The organism is Curvibacter sp. GW821-FHT01G03 (assembly GCF_059422285.1).
On sequence record NZ_JBWKWP010000022.1, the window covers coordinates 54,822 to 71,973 of the forward strand.

The 17,152-nt window shown below is 64.8% G+C and carries 14 protein-coding genes; 8 read left to right on the top strand and 6 right to left on the bottom strand.

Annotated elements, in window-relative coordinates; translation table 11 throughout:
* Positions 1-48 precede the first annotated feature (48 nt).
* The 5 genes from AC07VS_RS25035 to AC07VS_RS25055 all read right to left on the bottom strand — a co-directional run bounded on the left by AC07VS_RS25035 (position 49) and on the right by AC07VS_RS25055 (position 6,264).
* Positions 49-1,539, bottom strand: a complete 1,491-nt coding sequence (locus AC07VS_RS25035; protein ID WP_494752325.1) for an NCS1 family nucleobase:cation symporter-1 — start codon at positions 1,537-1,539, stop codon at positions 49-51.
* Between the two features lie 127 nt (positions 1,540-1,666).
* Positions 1,667-2,971 carry an NAD-dependent dihydropyrimidine dehydrogenase subunit PreA gene (gene preA / locus AC07VS_RS25040; RefSeq protein ID WP_492350646.1) on the bottom strand — a complete coding sequence of 435 codons (1,305 nt, stop codon included), beginning with the start codon at positions 2,969-2,971 and terminating at the stop codon, positions 1,667-1,669.
* A 17-nt stretch (positions 2,972-2,988) separates the two neighbouring features.
* Positions 2,989-4,347: an NAD(P)-dependent oxidoreductase gene (locus AC07VS_RS25045; RefSeq protein WP_494752326.1), complete on the bottom strand. Its 1,359-nt coding sequence runs from the start codon at positions 4,345-4,347 to the stop codon at positions 2,989-2,991.
* Between the two features lie 265 nt (positions 4,348-4,612).
* Positions 4,613-5,728: a tRNA 2-thiouridine(34) synthase MnmA gene (gene mnmA / locus AC07VS_RS25050; protein ID WP_494752327.1), complete on the bottom strand. Its 1,116-nt coding sequence runs from the start codon at positions 5,726-5,728 to the stop codon at positions 4,613-4,615.
* A gap of 47 nt (positions 5,729-5,775) precedes the next feature.
* Positions 5,776-6,264, bottom strand: coding sequence for an NUDIX hydrolase (locus tag AC07VS_RS25055; protein WP_492350649.1), 489 nt, complete (start codon positions 6,262-6,264; stop codon positions 5,776-5,778).
* A gap of 148 nt (positions 6,265-6,412) precedes the next feature.
* Between AC07VS_RS25055 and AC07VS_RS25060 the strand changes: the two genes are divergently transcribed.
* The 6 genes from AC07VS_RS25060 to AC07VS_RS25085 all read left to right on the top strand — a co-directional run bounded on the left by AC07VS_RS25060 (position 6,413) and on the right by AC07VS_RS25085 (position 12,812).
* On the top strand, positions 6,413-7,555 hold the full coding sequence (locus tag AC07VS_RS25060) for a Re/Si-specific NAD(P)(+) transhydrogenase subunit alpha (protein WP_494752328.1): 1,143 nt from the start codon (positions 6,413-6,415) through the stop codon (positions 7,553-7,555).
* Positions 7,552-8,289, top strand: coding sequence for a hypothetical protein (locus tag AC07VS_RS25065; protein ID WP_492350651.1), 738 nt, complete (start codon positions 7,552-7,554; stop codon positions 8,287-8,289). Before AC07VS_RS25060 ends, AC07VS_RS25065 begins: the two co-directional genes overlap by 4 nt.
* Positions 8,290-8,322: 33 nt before the next feature.
* Positions 8,323-8,646 (top strand): NAD(P) transhydrogenase subunit alpha part 2, encoded by a 324-nt coding sequence (locus AC07VS_RS25070; RefSeq protein ID WP_494752329.1) that lies wholly within the window; start codon positions 8,323-8,325, stop codon positions 8,644-8,646.
* Positions 8,643-10,082, top strand: a complete 1,440-nt coding sequence (locus tag AC07VS_RS25075) for an NAD(P)(+) transhydrogenase (Re/Si-specific) subunit beta (RefSeq protein WP_494655699.1) — start codon at positions 8,643-8,645, stop codon at positions 10,080-10,082. Before AC07VS_RS25070 ends, AC07VS_RS25075 begins: the two co-directional genes overlap by 4 nt.
* Before the next feature lie 185 nt (positions 10,083-10,267).
* Positions 10,268-11,944, top strand: a complete 1,677-nt coding sequence (locus AC07VS_RS25080) for a long-chain-fatty-acid--CoA ligase (RefSeq protein ID WP_492350654.1) — start codon at positions 10,268-10,270, stop codon at positions 11,942-11,944.
* Between the two features lie 103 nt (positions 11,945-12,047).
* Entirely contained in the window at positions 12,048-12,812 is a 765-nt protein-coding gene (locus AC07VS_RS25085) for a 5'-methylthioadenosine/adenosylhomocysteine nucleosidase (RefSeq protein ID WP_492350655.1), read from the top strand.
* A 16-nt stretch (positions 12,813-12,828) separates the two neighbouring features.
* Here AC07VS_RS25085 and corA read toward each other — a convergent pair whose 3' ends face one another.
* A complete protein-coding gene (gene corA, locus AC07VS_RS25090) occupies positions 12,829-13,815 on the bottom strand; it encodes a magnesium/cobalt transporter CorA (RefSeq protein WP_019576976.1) in 987 nt (328 codons plus the stop codon).
* Positions 13,816-14,113: 298 nt separating this feature from the next.
* Here corA and AC07VS_RS25095 point away from each other — a divergent pair, with 298 nt between their 5' ends.
* The gene (locus tag AC07VS_RS25095) at positions 14,114-16,384 is read left to right on the top strand and encodes a sensor domain-containing diguanylate cyclase (protein ID WP_494752330.1); all 2,271 of its coding nucleotides are present in this window, start codon (positions 14,114-14,116) and stop codon (positions 16,382-16,384) included.
* Positions 16,385-16,705: 321 nt separating this feature from the next.
* A complete protein-coding gene (hpf, locus tag AC07VS_RS25100; protein ID WP_492350657.1) occupies positions 16,706-17,035 on the top strand; it encodes a ribosome hibernation-promoting factor, HPF/YfiA family in 330 nt (109 codons plus the stop codon).
* Positions 17,036-17,152: the final 117 nt, after the last annotated feature.

Consider the following 17,152-nt stretch of genomic DNA (forward strand, 5'->3'; position numbering starts at 1 on the left):
TGGCGGCGTGCCAGGCCGGGGCCGCACCAGGCCCCGGCAAGAGGGGCCTCAGACCCGGCGGCGCACCAGACCCACCGATGGGGTTCTGCCTGCCATGCCAAGTCGGTAGACCACGGATGCAATTCCCAGGCCTGCAAACCAGGCATAGGCATACAGTTGTTTGAAGCCCTCGGCCACATCGGGGAAGGTGCTGGGGAAGGCCGCATTCAGAAAGCCGGGCACATTGGGCGCCACGCCGGCGGCAAAGGCCAGCACGGCGATCCAGTTCCAGCCGCCGCTGTAGCGGTAGCGGCCGTTGTCGTCGTACAGCTCGCTCACCGCCAGCTCGGTGCGGCGCAGCAGGTAGTAGTCGACCATCAGGATGCCGGCCACCGGCCCGAGCAGGGCCGAGTAGCCGATCAGCCAGGTGAAGATGTAGCCCTGGGTGGACTCCAGGATCTTCCAGGGCATCATCACGATGGCGATGCCCACGGTGATATAGCCGCCGGTGCGGTAGCTGATGCGGGCCGGGTGCAGGGCCGAGAAGTCGTAGGCCGGGCCCACCAGGTTGGCCGCCAGGTTCACGCTGACGGTGTCGATCAGCAGCACCAGCAGGGCGATCAGCACGGCCGCGCCGGTCATGCGGCTGGCCAGGTCGACGGGGTCCCACAGCGCCTTGCCATAGATGACCACGGTGGCCGAGGTGACGAACACCGCCATGGCGGCCAGCAGGCCCATGGGCAGGGGCAGGCCCAGGGCCTGGCCGATGACCTGATCGCGCTGGGTGCGCGCGAAGCGGGTGAAGTCGGGGATGTTCAGCGCCAGCGTGGCCCAGAAGCCCACCATGGCGGTCAGCGAGGGCCAGAACACGGCCTGAAACTGACCGGCCTTCTTGCCGCCCGCTTCAAATTGAGAGGGTTGGTCCAGGATGGGGCCGAAGCCGCCCGCCTTCTGGTAGGCCCAGACCAGCAGCACGCCGCAGATCACGATCTTGATCGGGGCCGTCCAGGTCTCCAGCTTGCGGATCGATTCGATGCCGTGCACCACGAAATAGAACTGGATGGCCCAGAACAGCAGGAAGCACACCAGTTGGCCCAGGTTGATGCCCAGGCCGGGCAGCTTGTCGCCCTCCAGCGGGTGGCCGATCAGCACGCCCGCCAGGGTGTAGATCATCATGCCGCCGAACCAGGTCTGGATGCCGTACCAGCCGCAGGCCACCAGGGCGCGCAGCAGGGCCGGCAGCTTGGCGCCACGCGTGCCAAAGGAGGCCCGTGCCAGCACGGCGTACGGAATGCCATGCTTGGCGCCCGCATGGCCGATCAGCAGCATGGGCAGCAGCACGATCAGGTTGCCCAGGAACACCGTGCCCACCGCCTGGGACCAGGACATGCCGGCCTCGATCAGGCTGGCGGCCAGGGTGTAGGCCGGGATGCACATCACCATGCCCACCCACAGGGCGGCAAAGTGCATCCAGCGCCAGGTGCGCTGGTGCGCCTGGGTGGGGGCCAGGTCTTCGTTCCACAGGTCGCCCGGGTGGGCGTCGGCTTGTCTCGGGGTCATGCGCTTGTCTCCTCGTGGGGGTGGATGAGGTGGGTGCGGCCAGCCGCTGGAGCCAGTGAGCCTGCGCGCCGCTCACCACCCCGGGCCAGCCTGCCCCACCTGCTTGGGGGCGTCTTTGGAATAGGTCTCAGGCGGTGACGCGCATCGGGTTGTTCGGATGCGCGGTCCAGTTCAGGGGCTCGGCACTCACGGGCTTGCCCGTGCGCAGGTCGATTTCGCCGGGGGCCAGGTCCTTGAGCGTGATGCAGTCGTCCACGGGGCACACCGACACGCACAGGTTGCAGCCCACGCATTCCTCTTCCTTGACCTCGAAGTGGCGCTTGCCGTCCTTGGTGGCGGTGATGGCCTGATGGGAGGTGTCTTCGCAGACCACATGGCAGCGCCCGCATTCAATGCACTTGTCGGTGTCGATGACGGCTTTGCTGATGTGGTTGAGGTTGAGGAAGCGCCAGTCGCTGACCGTGGGCACGGCGCGGCCGGTGATCTCGGCCACCGAGGTGATCCCCATGTCGTCCATGTAGTTGGACAGGCCGCTGGCCATGTCCTGCACGATCTTGAAGCCGTACACCATGGCGGCGGTGCACACCTGCACGCTGCCGGCACCCAGGGCCAGGAAGTCAAGCGCGTCGCGCCAGGTGCCGATGCCGCCGATGCCCGAGATGGGGATGCCGGCGGTCTCGGCGTCGCGGGCGATCTCGGCCACCATGTTCAGGGCGATGGGGCGCACCGCCGGGCCGCAGTAGCCGCCGTGCGAGCCCTTGCCCGCCGTGCTGGGCACCATGGTCAGGGTGCGCGGGTCCACGCCCATGATGGAGTTGATGGTGTTGATCAGCGACACCGCATCGGCCCCGCCGGCCTTGGCGGCCCGCGCCGGGTAGCGCACGTCGGTGATGTTGGGGGTGAGCTTCACGATCACGGGCATCTTCGAATAGTGCTTGCACCACTCGGTCACCATCTGGATGTACTCGGGCACCTGACCCACGGCCGCGCCCATGCCGCGCTCGCTCATGCCGTGCGGGCAGCCGAAGTTCAGTTCAATGCCATCCGCCCCGGTGTCTTCCACCTGGGGCAGGATCGCCTTCCACGATGACTCTTGGCAGGGCACCATCAGTGACACCACCATGGCCCGGTCGGGGAAGGCGCGTTTGACCTCGCGGATCTCGCGCAGGTTGGTGGCCAGCGGGCGGTCGGAGATCAGCTCGATGTTGTTGAAGCCCAGCACCTTGCGGTCGGGCGACAGCAGGGCGCTGTAGCGCGGGCCGTGCACGTTCACCACCGGTGGGTCTTCGCCCAGGGTTTTCCAGACCACGCCGCCCCAGCCGGCCTCGAAGGCGCGCAGCACGTTGACGGCTTTGTCGGTGGGCGGCGCAGAAGCCAGCCAGAAGGGGTTGGGGCTCTTGATGCCCGCGAAGTCAATGCTCAGGTCAGCCATGTCGGTTTCCTTGGGGCTCAGGCGTTGGAAGAAGAAAGGGTGCTGTGGATGGCGAGGGCGGCCTGTTTGCCGTCTTCGACCGCCTCGACCGTGAGGTCGCGGCCGCCGCCCACGCAGTCGCCGCCGGCCCAGACGCCGTCGAGGCTGGTACGGCCCTGGGCATTCACGGCGATGCGGCCGGCTTCGAGCTGCAGGTTTTGCAGCCAGGGGGCCGTCGCCAGCTTCTGGCCGACGGCCTGCAGCACAGTGTCGGCAGCCCGGATTTCAAACACGCCCGTGCCTTGCAGGCGGCCATCGACCAGTTGCTGGCGCTCGAAGCGCACGGCCCGCACGGCGCCTTGCTCGCCTTCGAAGGCCACCGGGGCCAGCCAGTGCTCGATCACCACGCCGTTCGTCTTGGCCCAGGTCTGTTCGTCCGCCGAGGCACCCATGGCCTCGGGGCCGCGGCGGTACACCATGTGCACCTCGCTGGCGCCCAGCAGGCGCGACTGCACCGAGGCGTCGACCGCGGTCATGCCGCCCCCGATCACCACCACGCGGCGGCCCACGGGCAGGGTGGAGAGGTCGGTGCACTGGCGCAGCTCGGCAATGAAGTCGACCGCATCACGGATGCCGGCGAGCGTGCTGCCGGGCAGCGCGGGCTGGTTGACGGCGCCCAGGCCGATGCCCAGGAAAACCGCGTCGAAGTCGGCGCGCAGGGTGTCCAGCTGGGCTGCCGATTCGAGCTTCCAAGCGGTCTGGATCGTGATGCCCCCGATGCCCAGCAGCCAGTCGATCTCGCGTTGGGCAAAGTTGTCGGCGGTCTTGTAGGTGGCCAGGCCGTATTCATTGAGGCCGCCGGGCTTGGCGTGGGCGTCGAACACGGTCACGTCGTGGCCCTTCAGGGCCAGGCCGTGGGCGCAGGCCAGGCCGGCCGGGCCGGCACCCACCACGGCCACCTTCTTGCCGGTGGCCGGGGCGCGTTGGAACAGGGCGCTCTGCGGCAGGTGCATCACGGCGTCCACCGCGTGGCGCTGCAGTTTGCCGATGGCCACCGGCACGCCCTGCTGGGTGTTGCGCACGCAAACGGCCTCGCACAGCTCTTCGGTCGGGCAGACGCGGGCGCACATGCCGCCCAGCGGGTTGGCGCTCAGGATGGCCTGGGCGGCGCCCCGCACATTGCCCTGGCTGATGCGGTGAATGAAGCTGGGCACATCGATGCTGGTGGGGCAGGCGGTGGCGCAGGGGGCGTCGTAGCAGTAGAGGCAGCGCTCGGCCTCCAGCACGGCCTGCTGTGCCGTGAAGGGATCGCCCGCGTCCGCAAAGCGCTGGGCATAGTCGGCTGGGGCGAGCCGCCCTGCCTGGATGTCGGGGCCGGTGGTCGGTGTCTGGGTCACGGGGGCAACTCCTGTTTTGATCGTCAAAAGCTGATCAAATGGTCAGCTTTTTTCATGATGCAACAGGTGTGCCAGGTTTGTGATGCGGGTTTGCACCATGTCGGCGCGACACGAGACCCGCAGCCTCAGCGCGAGGCGGCGCAGGTGTTTGAAATTGGGGCGCACGGCACCGCGGCGGTGCGCGTGGTCGCGACCGCTCCGTGTTTCAACGGCTCGGCAGCTCAGGTGGTGGGTGTGGTGCCGGCGAGGCGCACTCGCCGGGCGATCAAGCCTGGGCTGCGGAGATGATCCCGCCGCCCAGGCAGACTTCGCCGTCGTACAGCACGGCGCTCTGGCCAGGGGTCACGGCCCATTGCAGCTCGGTGAAGTTCAAGCCGAAGGTCTCGGCCGTCGTGCCGGGTTCGAAGGCGCAGGCGGCATCGGCCTGCCGATAGCGCGTCTTGGCGCCCAGCCCTGCTTGAGCCGGGGGCTCGCCGGCCACCCAACTGGCGTTGTCGGCCTGCAGGCTGCGGTATTGCAGCCAGGGGTGATCGTGGCCTTGCACCACCCACAGCGTGTTGTTGGGGATGTCCTTGCGGGCCACGAACCAGGGGGAATGGTCGCCGCTGCCGCGCTGGGCACCCTTTTCCTTCACGCCGCCGATGCCCAGGCCCTGGCGCTGGCCCAGGGTGTAAAACGACAGGCCCACATGGGTGCCCAGTTTGCGGCCACGCTCGTCCTTGATGGGGCCGGGCTCGCGGGAGATGTAGCGGTTCAGAAACTCGCGAAACGGGCGCTCGCCGATGAAGCAGATGCCGGTCGAGTCCTTCTTCTTGGCATTGGGCAAACCGATTTCTTCGGCGATGCGCCGCACCTCGGTCTTGCGCAGCTCGCCGACCGGAAACAGCGTTTTGCTGATCTGGGCCTGGTTCAGGCGGTGCAGAAAGTAGCTTTGGTCCTTGGCCGGATCGAGGCCCTTGAGCAGCTCATGCTTTTGCGTGGCCGGGTTGAAGCGGGCGCGGGCGTAATGGCCCGTGGCGATGCGGTCGGCCCCCAGACGCATGGCGTGGTCGAGAAAGGCCTTGAATTTGATCTCGGCGTTGCACAGCACGTCGGGGTTGGGGGTGCGGCCGGCCTGGTACTCGGTCAGGAACTCGGCAAAGACGCGGTCCTTGTATTCGGCGGCGAAGTTGACGTGTTCGATCTCGATGCCCAGCACATCGGCCACGCTGGCCGCGTCGAGAAAATCCTGCCGGCTGGAGCAGAACTCGCTGTCGTCGTCATCTTCCCAGTTCTTCATGAAGATGCCGATGACCTCGTGGCCTTGCTGTTTGAGCAGGTGCGCCGTGACGGCGGAGTCCACCCCGCCACTCAGGCCCACCACGATGCGTTGTTTGTTCATAGCCCCGGGATTATCCCCGCCGGGGCCATGGGCTGTCCGCGTCAGGGTCAAGGCGGGGGCGTCTGCAGCACCGTCTCGTCGGTGTAGACCATGTCCAGCGGGTACCGCTTGCCGGCCAGGTAGTCGTCCAGGCAGCGCAAAAGCAGCGGACTGCGGTGCCGGTGCTGGTTGGCGCGGATCTCTTCGGGCGTCATCCACAGGGCGCGCACGATGCCCTCGTCAAGCGCCATGCCGGGGACTTCGTCTCCGACGGTGCCACAAAATGCAAAGCGCATGTAAGTGATGTCTTCACCCGTGGATTTCTTGCGGAAGCGTGACAGGTAGATGCCCACCAGAGCGGTCGGTTTGAAGTGGTGAGCGGTCTCTTCCAGGGCTTCGCGGGCGCAGCCATCGGCGGGCGATTCGCCGGGATCGAGGTGGCCAGCCGGGTTGTTCAGCTTGAGGCCGGAGTCGGTGTGTTCTTCGACCAGCAGGAATTTGCCGTCGCGCTCCATCAGGGCGGCCACCGTGACACTGGGTTTCCAACGGATTTTCATCCCGCCATTATTCCCGGGCGATGTGACGTCGCTCTGACGCGGAGGCGCGCAAACGTCGGTCTCCTCCTGGACACGACCGCGCGTCGGGCATCATGTAAGCTCGCGGTCATTCGAAAAATACCGGTCATTCATCCACGAGGAGAGTCTCATGTTCATTGGCGTTCCTGCTGAAACAGCGGCGGGGGAGACCCGGGTGGCGGTCACCCCGGAAACCGTGAAGAAACTGAAAGCCCAGGGGCACGAGATTGCCGTGCAGTCGGGTGCCGGTGTGGCGGCCAGCGTGACCGACGAGGCCTATGTGGCTGCCGGCGCCACCATCACCGATGTCGCCGGGGCCTTTGGCGCCGGTCTGGTGCTCAAGGTGCGGGCGCCGTCTGCCGCGGAGTTGTCCCTGTTCAAGCCTGGGGCCACGGTGGTGGGCATGCTCAACCCCTTTGACGCCGAAGGCTTGCAGCGCCTGGCTGCGGCCGGACTCACGGCCTACGCCCTGGAGGCGGCGCCGCGCACCACACGGGCCCAGAGCATGGACGTGCTGTCCTCGCAGGCCAACATTGCCGGCTACAAGGCCGTGATGATCGCTGCCGACAAGTACCAGCGCTTCTTTCCGATGCTGATGACCGCCGCAGGCACGGTGAAGGCGGCCCGCGTGGTGATTCTCGGGGTGGGTGTGGCGGGCCTGCAGGCGATCGCCACGGCCAAGCGCCTGGGGGCGGTGATCGAGGCGTCGGATGTGCGCCCGTCGGTGAAGGAACAGGTCGAATCCCTGGGGGGCAAGTTCATCGACGTGCCCTATGAAACCGCCGAGGAAAAAGAAGCGGCCCAGGGCGTGGGCGGCTATGCGCGTCCCATGCCGCCGAGCTGGCTGGAGCGGCAGAAGGTTGAAGTGGCCAAGCGCGTGGCGCAGGCCGACGTGGTGATCTCCACTGCGCTGATTCCTGGCCGCGCCGCACCGGTGCTGGTGACCGAAGACATGGTCAAGGCCATGAAGCCCGGCTCGGTGCTGGTGGATCTGGCGGCGGGCAAGGGCCCGCAAGGCCCGCACGGTGGCCCGGGGGGCAACTGCCCGCTGACCGAGGCCGACAAGACGGTGCAGCGCCACGGCGTGACGCTGGTGGGTGAAACCAATCTGCCCGCCTTGGTGGCCGCAGACGCCTCGGCACTGTATGCCCGCAACGTGCTCGACTTCCTGAAGCTGGTGCTGAACAAGGAGGGGCAGTTGCATGTGGATTTGGATGACGACATCGTGGCCGCCTGCCTGATGACGCACGAAGGAACGGTGAAGCGCGCATGAGGATGAAGAGTGAGCCCTTGAACCTGCGCCTGGGGGCGTGGGCCATGGCGGCAGTCGTGCTGGGCCTGACGGCGTGCTCCGTCATCCCCGAAGGCAGCCCCTCGGCCGGTCGGGCCAAGGTGAGCCTGCCGGCGGCAAAAGCGGGCGGGCAATGGGTGGATCTGGGCGGTGGTGAAGAGTCGCTGGACAGCCTGGACGCGACTCGGCCGGCCCCAACGTTGCCCACCCGGGTGGTGGGTTTGCGCGGCGCTGATCAGTCTCTGCTGGCCGTGATGGTGGTGCAGTCCAACCGCAGCGGCTTGTGGCCAGATCGCCAGGCCGTGCCCAATGCGTGCCCGCAGGAGCGCGGCGTTTACGTCGAGGATGTCACCGCCGGCAGCCCCACGCGGACCGACTGCCTGCGCTACAAGCGCTGGGCCGATGGTCATGACTGGCTGGCGTCGCGCTATCCCAAGCTCAACGCCTACCTGGGCAGCCACCAGAGCCTGCCGACCAAACCCTTTGGTGCGCTGGACTTCCGCTACAACACCGAGGGCGGAGGCTACGTGCTGGTGCAGGTGCTGGCCAACCGCCGGCTGACTGAGCCGGTGACGCGCAGCAACGGTGATTTTCTGATGGCCGGCCGGCCTGCTGAGGAATGGGCCCGCAAGGTTGCCCAGGCGGCGCGTCTGAGCGCGGCGTCCCTCGATGGGGCCTTGAATCTGCCGGATTTCCCGATGGCTTTGCCGCAATAGGTCGCTAGCGGCCTCAATACAAAGGAGACAGTCGTGGATGTTGTATCCCCAACCCTGATCAACCTGATCATCTTCGTGCTGGCCATCTACGTGGGCTACCACGTGGTGTGGACCGTGACGCCCGCCTTGCACACGCCCCTGATGGCGGTGACCAATGCGGTGTCGGCCATCGTGATCGTGGGCGCCATGCTCGCGGCTGCCCTGACCGAAACGCCCCTGGGCAAGACCATGGGCGTGCTGGCCGTGGCGCTGGCCGCAGTCAACGTGTTCGGTGGTTTTCTCGTCACCCGGCGCATGCTGGAGATGTTCCGCAAGAAAGAAAAGAAGGCCCCGGTGGCTCACGGAGACAAAGCATGAGCATGAACCTCGTCACCCTGCTGTACCTGGTGGCCAGCGTCTGTTTCATCCAGGCGCTCAAGGGCTTGTCCCATCCCACCACCTCGATCCGGGGCAATCTGTTCGGCATGATCGGCATGACGATCGCCGTGCTGACCACGGCGGCCCTGATCGTCAAACTGTCTGAAACGGCCGGCCTGTCCACCGTGGGTGGACTGGGCTATGTGCTGGCCGCCCTGGTGGTGGGCGGCGGCGCCGGCGCCGTGATGGCGCAGCGCGTCGAGATGACCAAGATGCCGGAGCTGGTGGCCTTCATGCACAGCATGATCGGTCTGGCGGCGGTGTTCATTGCCGTGGCCGCGGTCGCTGAGCCGTATGCCTTCCAGATCGTGCACGCCAAGGGCGACCTGATCCCGACGGGCAACCGGCTGGAGCTGTTCCTGGGCGCGGCCATCGGTGCCATCACCTTCAGTGGCTCGGTGATTGCCTTCGGCAAGCTGTCGGGCAAGTACAAGTTCCGCTTGTTCCAGGGCGCTCCGGTGCAGTTCGCGGGTCAGCACATGCTGAACCTGGTGCTGGGCCTGGCCACCGTGGGCCTGGGGCTGGCCTTCATGGTCACCGAGAACTGGACGGCCTTTTTTGCCATGCTGGCGCTGGCCTTTGTGATGGGCGTGTTGATCATCATCCCGATCGGTGGCGCCGACATGCCGGTGGTGGTGTCGATGCTGAACAGCTACTCGGGCTGGGCCGCGGCCGGCATCGGCTTCAGCCTGAACAACGCCATGCTGATCATTGCTGGCTCTCTGGTGGGCAGCTCGGGGGCCATCCTGAGCTACATCATGTGCAAGGCCATGAACCGCTCGTTCTTCAACGTGATTCTGGGCGGCTTTGGCGGTGAAGCGGCCACGGCAACGGCCGGTGATCAGGTGCAGCGCAACGTCAAGAGCGGCAGCGCGGACGACGCGGCCTTTGTGCTGTCGAACGCCGAGACCGTGGTCATCGTGCCGGGTTATGGTCTGGCCGTGGCGCGGGCGCAGCACGCCGTGAAGGAACTGGCCGCCAAGCTGACCGAGCACGGCGTGATCGTGAAGTACGCCATCCACCCGGTGGCGGGCCGCATGCCGGGCCACATGAACGTGCTGTTGGCCGAGGCCGAAGTGCCTTACGACCAGGTGTTCGAGATGGAAGACATCAATGGCGAGTTCGGTCAGGCCGATGTGGCCATCATCCTGGGGGCCAATGACGTGGTGAACCCGGCCGCCCATGTGAAGGGCAGCCCGATCTACGGCATGCCCATCCTGGAGGCCTACAAGGCCAAGACGGTGATCGTGAACAAGCGCTCGATGGCCGCAGGCTACGCGGGCCTGGACAACGAACTCTTCTACATGGACAAGACCATGATGGTCTTCGGGGACGCCAAGAAGGTGGTTGAAGACATGGTGAAGGCGGTGGAGTGATCCCGCTCCAGACGCACGCAATTGTGTGATTGCATACTTTTGCGTCGGGCTGCGCTCGGTGTGAGCTCTTGATTGAGTGTCGTTTTGTAAAAAAACGAATCAAAATAGGAGGTTGTGCTGACGCAGGCCTGACTTGACTCGAAGGACTGCGCATATTCCCAAGCAAGAGTCTGGAGAGACAAGAAATGACCGACCGCCCATGGCTCGGCAGTTACCCCCAAGGGGTGCCCGCCGACATCGATCCTTCGCATTACGCCTCCTTGGTGGCCTTGATGGAGGAGAGTTTCGAGAAGCATGCCAGCCGGGTGGCCTACAGTTTCATGGGTCGGGATGTGACCTATGCGCAGGCCCACCGCCAAAGCTTGGCACTGGCCGCCTACCTGCAGGGGCTGGGCCTGAGCAAGGGTGACCGTGTCGCCCTGATGATGCCCAACATTCCTCAGTACCCGGTGTGCGTGGCGGCGGTGTTGCGCGCGGGCCTGGTGGTGGTCAATGTGAACCCGCTGTACACGCCGCGCGAACTGGAGCACCAGCTCAAGGATTCGGGCGCCAAGGCCATCATCCTGATTGAGAACTTTGCCACCACCTTGCAGCAGTGCCTGGCCCACACGCCGGTCAAGCATGTGGTGCTGTGCGCGATGGGTGATGAGCTGGGCCTGCTCAAGGGCGCCCTGGTCAACTACGTGGTGCGCAATGTCAAGAAGATGGTGCCCGAGTACCACCTGCCCGGCGCCGTGCGGTTCAAGGATGCGGTGCGTCAGGGCACCCGTCGTTCGTTCAAGCGCCCCGACATCAAGGCCGACGATGTGGCCTTGCTGCAGTACACCGGGGGCACCACCGGGGTGTCCAAGGGCGCGGTGCTGCTGCACCGCAACGTGATCGCCAACGTGTTGCAGTCCGAGGCCTGGAATTCGCCGGTGATGGGCCAGGTGCCGGCCCATGAGCAGCCCACGAGCGTGTGTGCCTTGCCTCTGTACCACATCTTTGCCTTCACTGTGGGCATGATGCTGTCCATGCGCACCGGGGGCAAGCTGATCCTGATCCCCAATCCGCGCGATCTGCCCTCGGTGTTCAAGGAACTGCGCCGGCACACCTTCCACAGTTTTCCCGCGGTCAACACGCTCTTCAACGGGCTGGCGAACCACCCGGATTTCGGCACCGTGAACTGGAAGAACCTCAAGGTATCGGTGGGTGGAGGCATGGCGGTGCAGGGCGCGGTGGCCAAGCTCTGGCTGGAGAAGACGGGCTGTCCGATCTGTGAGGGCTATGGTCTGTCGGAAACGTCGCCCACCGTCAGCTGCAATCCAGTGACGGCCACCGAATACACCGGCACCATCGGCGTGCCCCTGCCCAGCACTTTCCTCAAGCTGCTCGATGACGATGGCCTGGACGTGCCTCTGGGCCAGCCGGGCGAGATCGCCATCAAGGGTCCGCAGGTCATGGCCGGCTACTGGCAGCGCCCCGATGAAACCGCCAAGGTCATGACACCCGATGGGTTCTTCAAGACCGGTGACATTGGTGTGGTGGATGCCAAGGGGTTCTTCAAGATCGTCGATCGCAAGAAAGACATGATTCTGGTCAGCGGCTTCAACGTCTATCCCAATGAGGTGGAAGAGGTGGTGGCCGACCTGGAGGGCGTGCTGGAGTGTGCCGCCGTCGGCGTGCCTGATGAAAAGACCGGCGAGGCGGTGAAGCTGGTGATCGTGAAAAAGCACCCTGAGCTGACCGATGTGCAGGTGAAGGAGTTCTGCCGCGCCAACCTGACGGGCTACAAACAGCCGCGCATCATCGAGTTTCGCACCGATCTGCCCAAGACCCCGGTGGGCAAGATCCTGCGCCGGGAGTTGCGCGACAAGGCCTGAACCTGGGCGCGGGTCGGGACGCGGCACAATGCGGGCGGCCTTCGGGCCGCTTTTTCATGCTCAGTGCCAAGGGGTGCTGTTCGATTGTTCAGGAGTTGGATGGATGACGCTCGCTATTCTCAGTGCCCTGTCGCAGGAGCAGACAGGTCTGCGCGCCCTGCTGGATCAACCGCGTGTGGAGCAGCATGCCGGCCGTGAGTACTGCCTGGGCCTGTGGCGCGGCCGGCCTGTGGTGCTGGCGCTGTCCCGTGTCGGCAAGGTGGCCGCAGCCACCACCGCCACCGCCTTGATCGAGCGCTTTGGTGTGACGGACATCGTGTTCAGCGGGGTGGCTGGCGGTCTGGGGGAGGGCGTGACGGTGGGCGACGTGGTGGTCGCCACCCATTGCCTGCAGCACGACATGGATGCCTCGCCGCTGTTTCCGCGCTATGAAGTGCCCCTTTATGGGCAGTCGCATTTCGCCTGCGATCCCCTGCTGGCAGAAGGCCTGAGGGTGGCCGCCCAGGCGCTGCAGGCCCGGGTCGGGAGCCATTTTGACGCGTCCGTGCGGCGCTTGTATGGGCTGGATGCCATGCAGGTGCACCAGGGGTTGTTGATCAGCGGGGACCGGTTTGTCTCGGCCGCTGACGAGGCACTGGGCCTGCGGGCCCGCCTGCCCGAGGCTTTGGCGGTGGAGATGGAGGCTGCCGCGGTGGCCCAGGTCTGTCACGACTACGGGGTGCGCTTTGCGGCACTGCGCACCATCTCAGACCGGGCCGATGACCAGGCGCATGTCGATTTTCCGGCTTTCTTGGAGGCGGTGGCGGGCCGTTGCACCACCTTGATCGTGGGCGGCCTGTTGGATCACCTGAGTCAGCAGCCGTCCTGACGCGCGGTGGCCGGGTTCACTGCAGCCAGCCGCGCCGGCGGAAGTACAGCATGGGCACCACGGCAGACGCGGCCATCAGCGCCAGCGCATAGGGGTAGCCCAGCGACCAGTCCAGCTCCGGGATGGCCTTGAAGTTCATCCCGTAAATGCTGGCGATCAGGGTGGGGGGCAGCAAGGCCACGCTGGCCACCGAGAAGATCTTGATGATCTTGTTCTGGTTGATGTTGATGAAACCGACCGTAGCGTCCATCAGGAAGTTGATTTTGTCGAACAGGAAGGCCGTGTGGTTGTCCAGCGACTCGATGTCGCGCAGGATCTGTCGGGCTTCTTCAAACTGTTCGGCATTCAGCATGCGGCTGCGCATCATGAAGCTGACGGCGCGCCGCGTGTCCATCACGTTGCGGCGGATGCGGCCGTTCAAGTCTTCGTGGCGGGCAATGGCGCCCAGCACTTCGCCGGCCAGGGCGTCGGTCACATCGCCGGAAAGCACCTGCTTGCCGGCCTTTTCCAGCTCGTCGTAAATGCCTTCCAGGGTGTCGGCCGAGTATTCGGCATCGGCATCGAACAGCTTGAGCAGCACTTCCTTGGCGTCTTCGATCAGGCCGGGGGCGCGGCGGGCGCGCATGCGCAGCAGGCGGAACACCGGCACGTCTTCGTCGTGGATCGAGAACAGCACCCCTCGGCTTTTCAGGTCGGTGTTGTGCTGGTTCAGGATGAAGGCCACACGCACGGTGCGGGGCGCATCGTCATCGGCGATCAGAAAGTCACTGCGGATGTGGAGTTCGCCGTTGTCTTCTTCGTAGAAGCGGGCGGATTCCTCGATGTCCTCGTCCATCGCGTCTTCCGGGATGGAGAGGCCGTAGTACTGCTTGATCCAGCGTTTTTCTTCGACCGAGGGGGATTCCAGGTCCACCCAGATGGGCTGAAACTTGGACAGTTCCTCCAGGGATTCGATTTCTTCCTGGAACAGCCGGCCATTGGCCAGCGTAAAGATATTGAGCATCGCGCGCTCCGTGGGTCAGGGTTGCAATCGGTCGGGAATGGGGTGCTTTCAACCCCCGATGCGGCCACGGGAATTGAAAGCTACCAACTGGGGTAGGTTTCCAAGGCGGTCTCTCCAAAATTGAATTGGGCGGATTATCGCACCGCAACAACGCTGGTCGGCTCATTTCGAGCCCTTGTTCAGGGCGCGGACCGGGGTGTCCTTTCCACCGCGCCATTCAGGGTTCAGGTGCTGGTCGGGTGAAAGCTGATTTGTTACATTGAAGCGGCTTATGGCAGTCCCATCGGAGGTTCGCGCAATGAGGGTGTACGGCGTACCAGCCGATGAAGTTCAGCGCCTGCAGGTGCTGGAGTCGCTGGCGGTCTGTGATCTGGCGTCGGTCCCCGAGTTGGATCGCATCACCCGCCTGGCGGCCCGGCATTTCCAGGTGCCGATCGCCATGGTCAACCTGGTAGCGGCAGAGCTGCAGTGGACCAAGTCCGCCCATGGGGAGACGCCTCGCACTTTGCCCCGGGAGCATTCCTTCTGCGGCCACACCATCCTGCATGACGAACCTTTTGTGATCAGCGATGCCCGTGAGGATGCGCGGTTCATGGCCAATCCCCTGGTCGCAGGGTCGCCTGGGCTGGTCTTTTATGCGGGCTGCCCCATCCGGTCCTTGGCCGGACACCCCTTGGGCGCCTTGTGCCTGATCGATCGCCAGCCGCGGCCCTTCGGTGCGTCAGAGGCCCAGGATCTGCAGGATTTTGCTGCCCTGGTGGAGCAGTATTTCCGAGGGGTGGAAGCGGATCGGCGTGCCAACCTCTCGGCAGCTCAGTTTGAGCGTACCTTTGCCCAGGCCTCGGTTGGCATGGCCTTGGTTTCGCCGCAATGGCGTTGGTTGCGTGTGAACGGGCAAATGGCTCAACTGCTGGGCTGCAGTGCCGACAGCCTGGCTGGCGAGCCGCTGGAATCGGTGTTGTTTCCGCCTGACAAGGATCGGGTGCTGCGCCATTTGCATGATCTGCTGCGCCCCGATGCGAGCGCGCCGCCTCAGGAGTTGCTCTTTCTGCGCCCCGATGGGTCGTTGGCCTGGTCTCTGGTGGGTGTTTCGCGTCTGGCGGCAGAGCGGGATGCCGAGGCCGGTTTTGTGCTGGTGGCCACCGACATCACTGCTCGCAAGGCCTCAGAACAGGCGTTGGCGGTGTTGCAACTGGAGCTGGAACATCGGGTTGAGCTCCGGACCCAGGAGCTCAGCGAGGCCAATGCGCGCCTCAGCACCGAGGTGGACCGCCGCCAGGCGGCCCAGGTGGCGCTGGAGCATGAAAAAGAGCTGTTCAGGGCCACCCTGGCCCATGCCACCGATGCCTTCATCGAGGTGGATCCATGTGGCCGGGTGACTGCCTGGAACGAGGCAGCCACCGATACCTTCGGTTGGCGACGTGATGAGGCCATTGGGCGCAGCGTCTTTGATCTGCTGGTACCGCAGGGGGTGGTGCCGCGCTACCAGGTGGCTTTTGAGCGCCTTCGGGCGGAGGGGCTTGACCGCATGGGGGGTGGGCGGCTTGAGGTACAGACCCAGCATCGCGACGGTCGCTTGTTCCCTTCTGAAGTCTCGTTGGGGGTGAATCGCTTTCACGGGCAGGTGCGCATGCATGCGTTTTTGCACGATATCTCGGCTCGCAAGGCGGTCGAGCGCGAGTTGCTGGAAAGTCGCACCCGTTTGCGCCTGTTGGCCGACAACATGCCTGCGCTGATCGCCTATGTGGACGGCAACCGCATTTACCAGTTCAACAACCAGGCGTATCAAGATTGGTTTGGTGTGCCGGTGGCTCAGATCGTGGGGCAGTCTCTGGATGGGTTCATGGATGGTGCGGTGTTGGCGGCGCAGCTCGAACCCTTGCAGCGAGTGCAGGCGGGTGAGATGGTCAGTTTTGATTCCAGACTGAACACCCGGCGGGGTGAGATCCGGGTACACACCAACTTCATCCCGGACACCGCCATGTCGCGTCCGCCCTACGGCTTCTACATCCTGGCCCAGGATGTGACCGACCAGTATCAGTTGCAACAACGTCTGCAGCATGAAGCCAGCCACGATGCCCTGACAGGCTTGCCCAACCGGCGCGCGTTTCTGCAGCGTCTGGTGGAGGCCTTGGCCCGGGTGCGGCGTCAGGGCACGGGCCTGGCGCTGATGTTTCTCGACCTCGATGGGTTCAAGCTCTACAACGACACCTACGGGCACGACTTCGGCGATGCCGTGCTGCGTCATTTCGCCCGCACGGTTCAGTCGGCTGTGCGCGAGACCGATTCGGTGGCGCGTTTGGCCGGCGATGAGTTCACCGTCATCCTCGAGGGGCTGGCGCATCCGGCAGCCCATGCTGCCTTGGTCGCCCGCAAGCTGCTTGCCGAGTTGGCCGTGCCTGTTGTGCTGGGTGGGCGAGAGCTGACCCTGGCCGCGAGCATCGGCGTCGCCGTCACCGGGGGGGACTCGGGCGGTGTCGCTTTGTCGGCCGAGCTGTTGCTGTCGCGGGCGGATGCCGCCATGTACCAGGCCAAGGCCGCTGGCAAGGCGCAGTTCGTTCTGAGCTGATGTCATGGCCCCGGCCCGGGGTCTCTGACGCCAGTGGGCCGAATTCTGGCCCGCCCGCCCGCCCGGAAAAGCCGTTTTTCGAGCGGGTCAACTGACTGAATTTGCCGCCCTTCTGAGGTCGCGTCAAGGCCTCATCCGTGTGCCATGGAGGGGCTTCTGAGGGCTTTCCCGAGTTGGCTCAAAAACCCGTGACGGCTTGATGAAAAGCCATTGCAATTCGGGTTTTGCGGGCGCATAGTGAATTCAGGTTCACCGAATTTGAGGTTCGCCATCCACCCTGAAAGGTGGCGTTTTCAACCCAGAGTGCACAGGAGGCTACTCATGAACTTGACGATCAGCGGTCATCACCTCGAAGTTACACCCGCCTTGCGTAGTTATGTGACGACCAAGCTGGACCGGATCACCCGACATTTTGATCAGGTGGTTGATGTGAAGGTTTTACTCACTGTTGAAAAGCAAAAGGAAAAGCAGCGCCGCCAACGCGCCGAGTGCAATGTCCACGTCAAGGGCAACGACATGTTTGCCGAGAGTTCCCATGAGGATCTGTACGCAGCGGTAGACGAGTTGATGGACAAGCTGGATCGTCAGGTTGTTCGTCACAAGGACCGGATGCAGGACCACCATCACGACCCAGCCAAACGCCTGATGTGAGGCTGCTTGCCAGACATTTTGAGTGCTGACAAGATCCCCGAAGCCGCTGTTGCAAATCAGCGGCTTTTTTCTTGTCAGTTGCAGGCTGATCGCGGTTTTTCGCCGAAGCTGGACGAC

Coding starts and splice junctions, on each gene's coding strand:
- AC07VS_RS25035 (WP_494752325.1), bottom strand. CDS start 1,539: ATGACCCCGAGACAAGCCGACGCCCACCCGGGCGACCTGTGGAACGAA.
- preA (WP_492350646.1), bottom strand. CDS start 2,971: ATGGCTGACCTGAGCATTGACTTCGCGGGCATCAAGAGCCCCAACCCC.
- mnmA (WP_494752327.1), bottom strand. CDS start 5,728: ATGAACAAACAACGCATCGTGGTGGGCCTGAGTGGCGGGGTGGACTCC.
- AC07VS_RS25055 (WP_492350649.1), bottom strand. CDS start 6,264: ATGAAAATCCGTTGGAAACCCAGTGTCACGGTGGCCGCCCTGATGGAG.
- AC07VS_RS25060 (WP_494752328.1), top strand. CDS start 6,413: ATGTTCATTGGCGTTCCTGCTGAAACAGCGGCGGGGGAGACCCGGGTG.
- AC07VS_RS25065 (WP_492350651.1), top strand. CDS start 7,552: ATGAGGATGAAGAGTGAGCCCTTGAACCTGCGCCTGGGGGCGTGGGCC.
- AC07VS_RS25075 (WP_494655699.1), top strand. CDS start 8,643: ATGAGCATGAACCTCGTCACCCTGCTGTACCTGGTGGCCAGCGTCTGT.
- AC07VS_RS25080 (WP_492350654.1), top strand. CDS start 10,268: ATGACCGACCGCCCATGGCTCGGCAGTTACCCCCAAGGGGTGCCCGCC.
- AC07VS_RS25085 (WP_492350655.1), top strand. CDS start 12,048: ATGACGCTCGCTATTCTCAGTGCCCTGTCGCAGGAGCAGACAGGTCTG.
- corA (WP_019576976.1), bottom strand. CDS start 13,815: ATGCTCAATATCTTTACGCTGGCCAATGGCCGGCTGTTCCAGGAAGAA.
- AC07VS_RS25095 (WP_494752330.1), top strand. CDS start 14,114: ATGAGGGTGTACGGCGTACCAGCCGATGAAGTTCAGCGCCTGCAGGTG.
- hpf (WP_492350657.1), top strand. CDS start 16,706: ATGAACTTGACGATCAGCGGTCATCACCTCGAAGTTACACCCGCCTTG.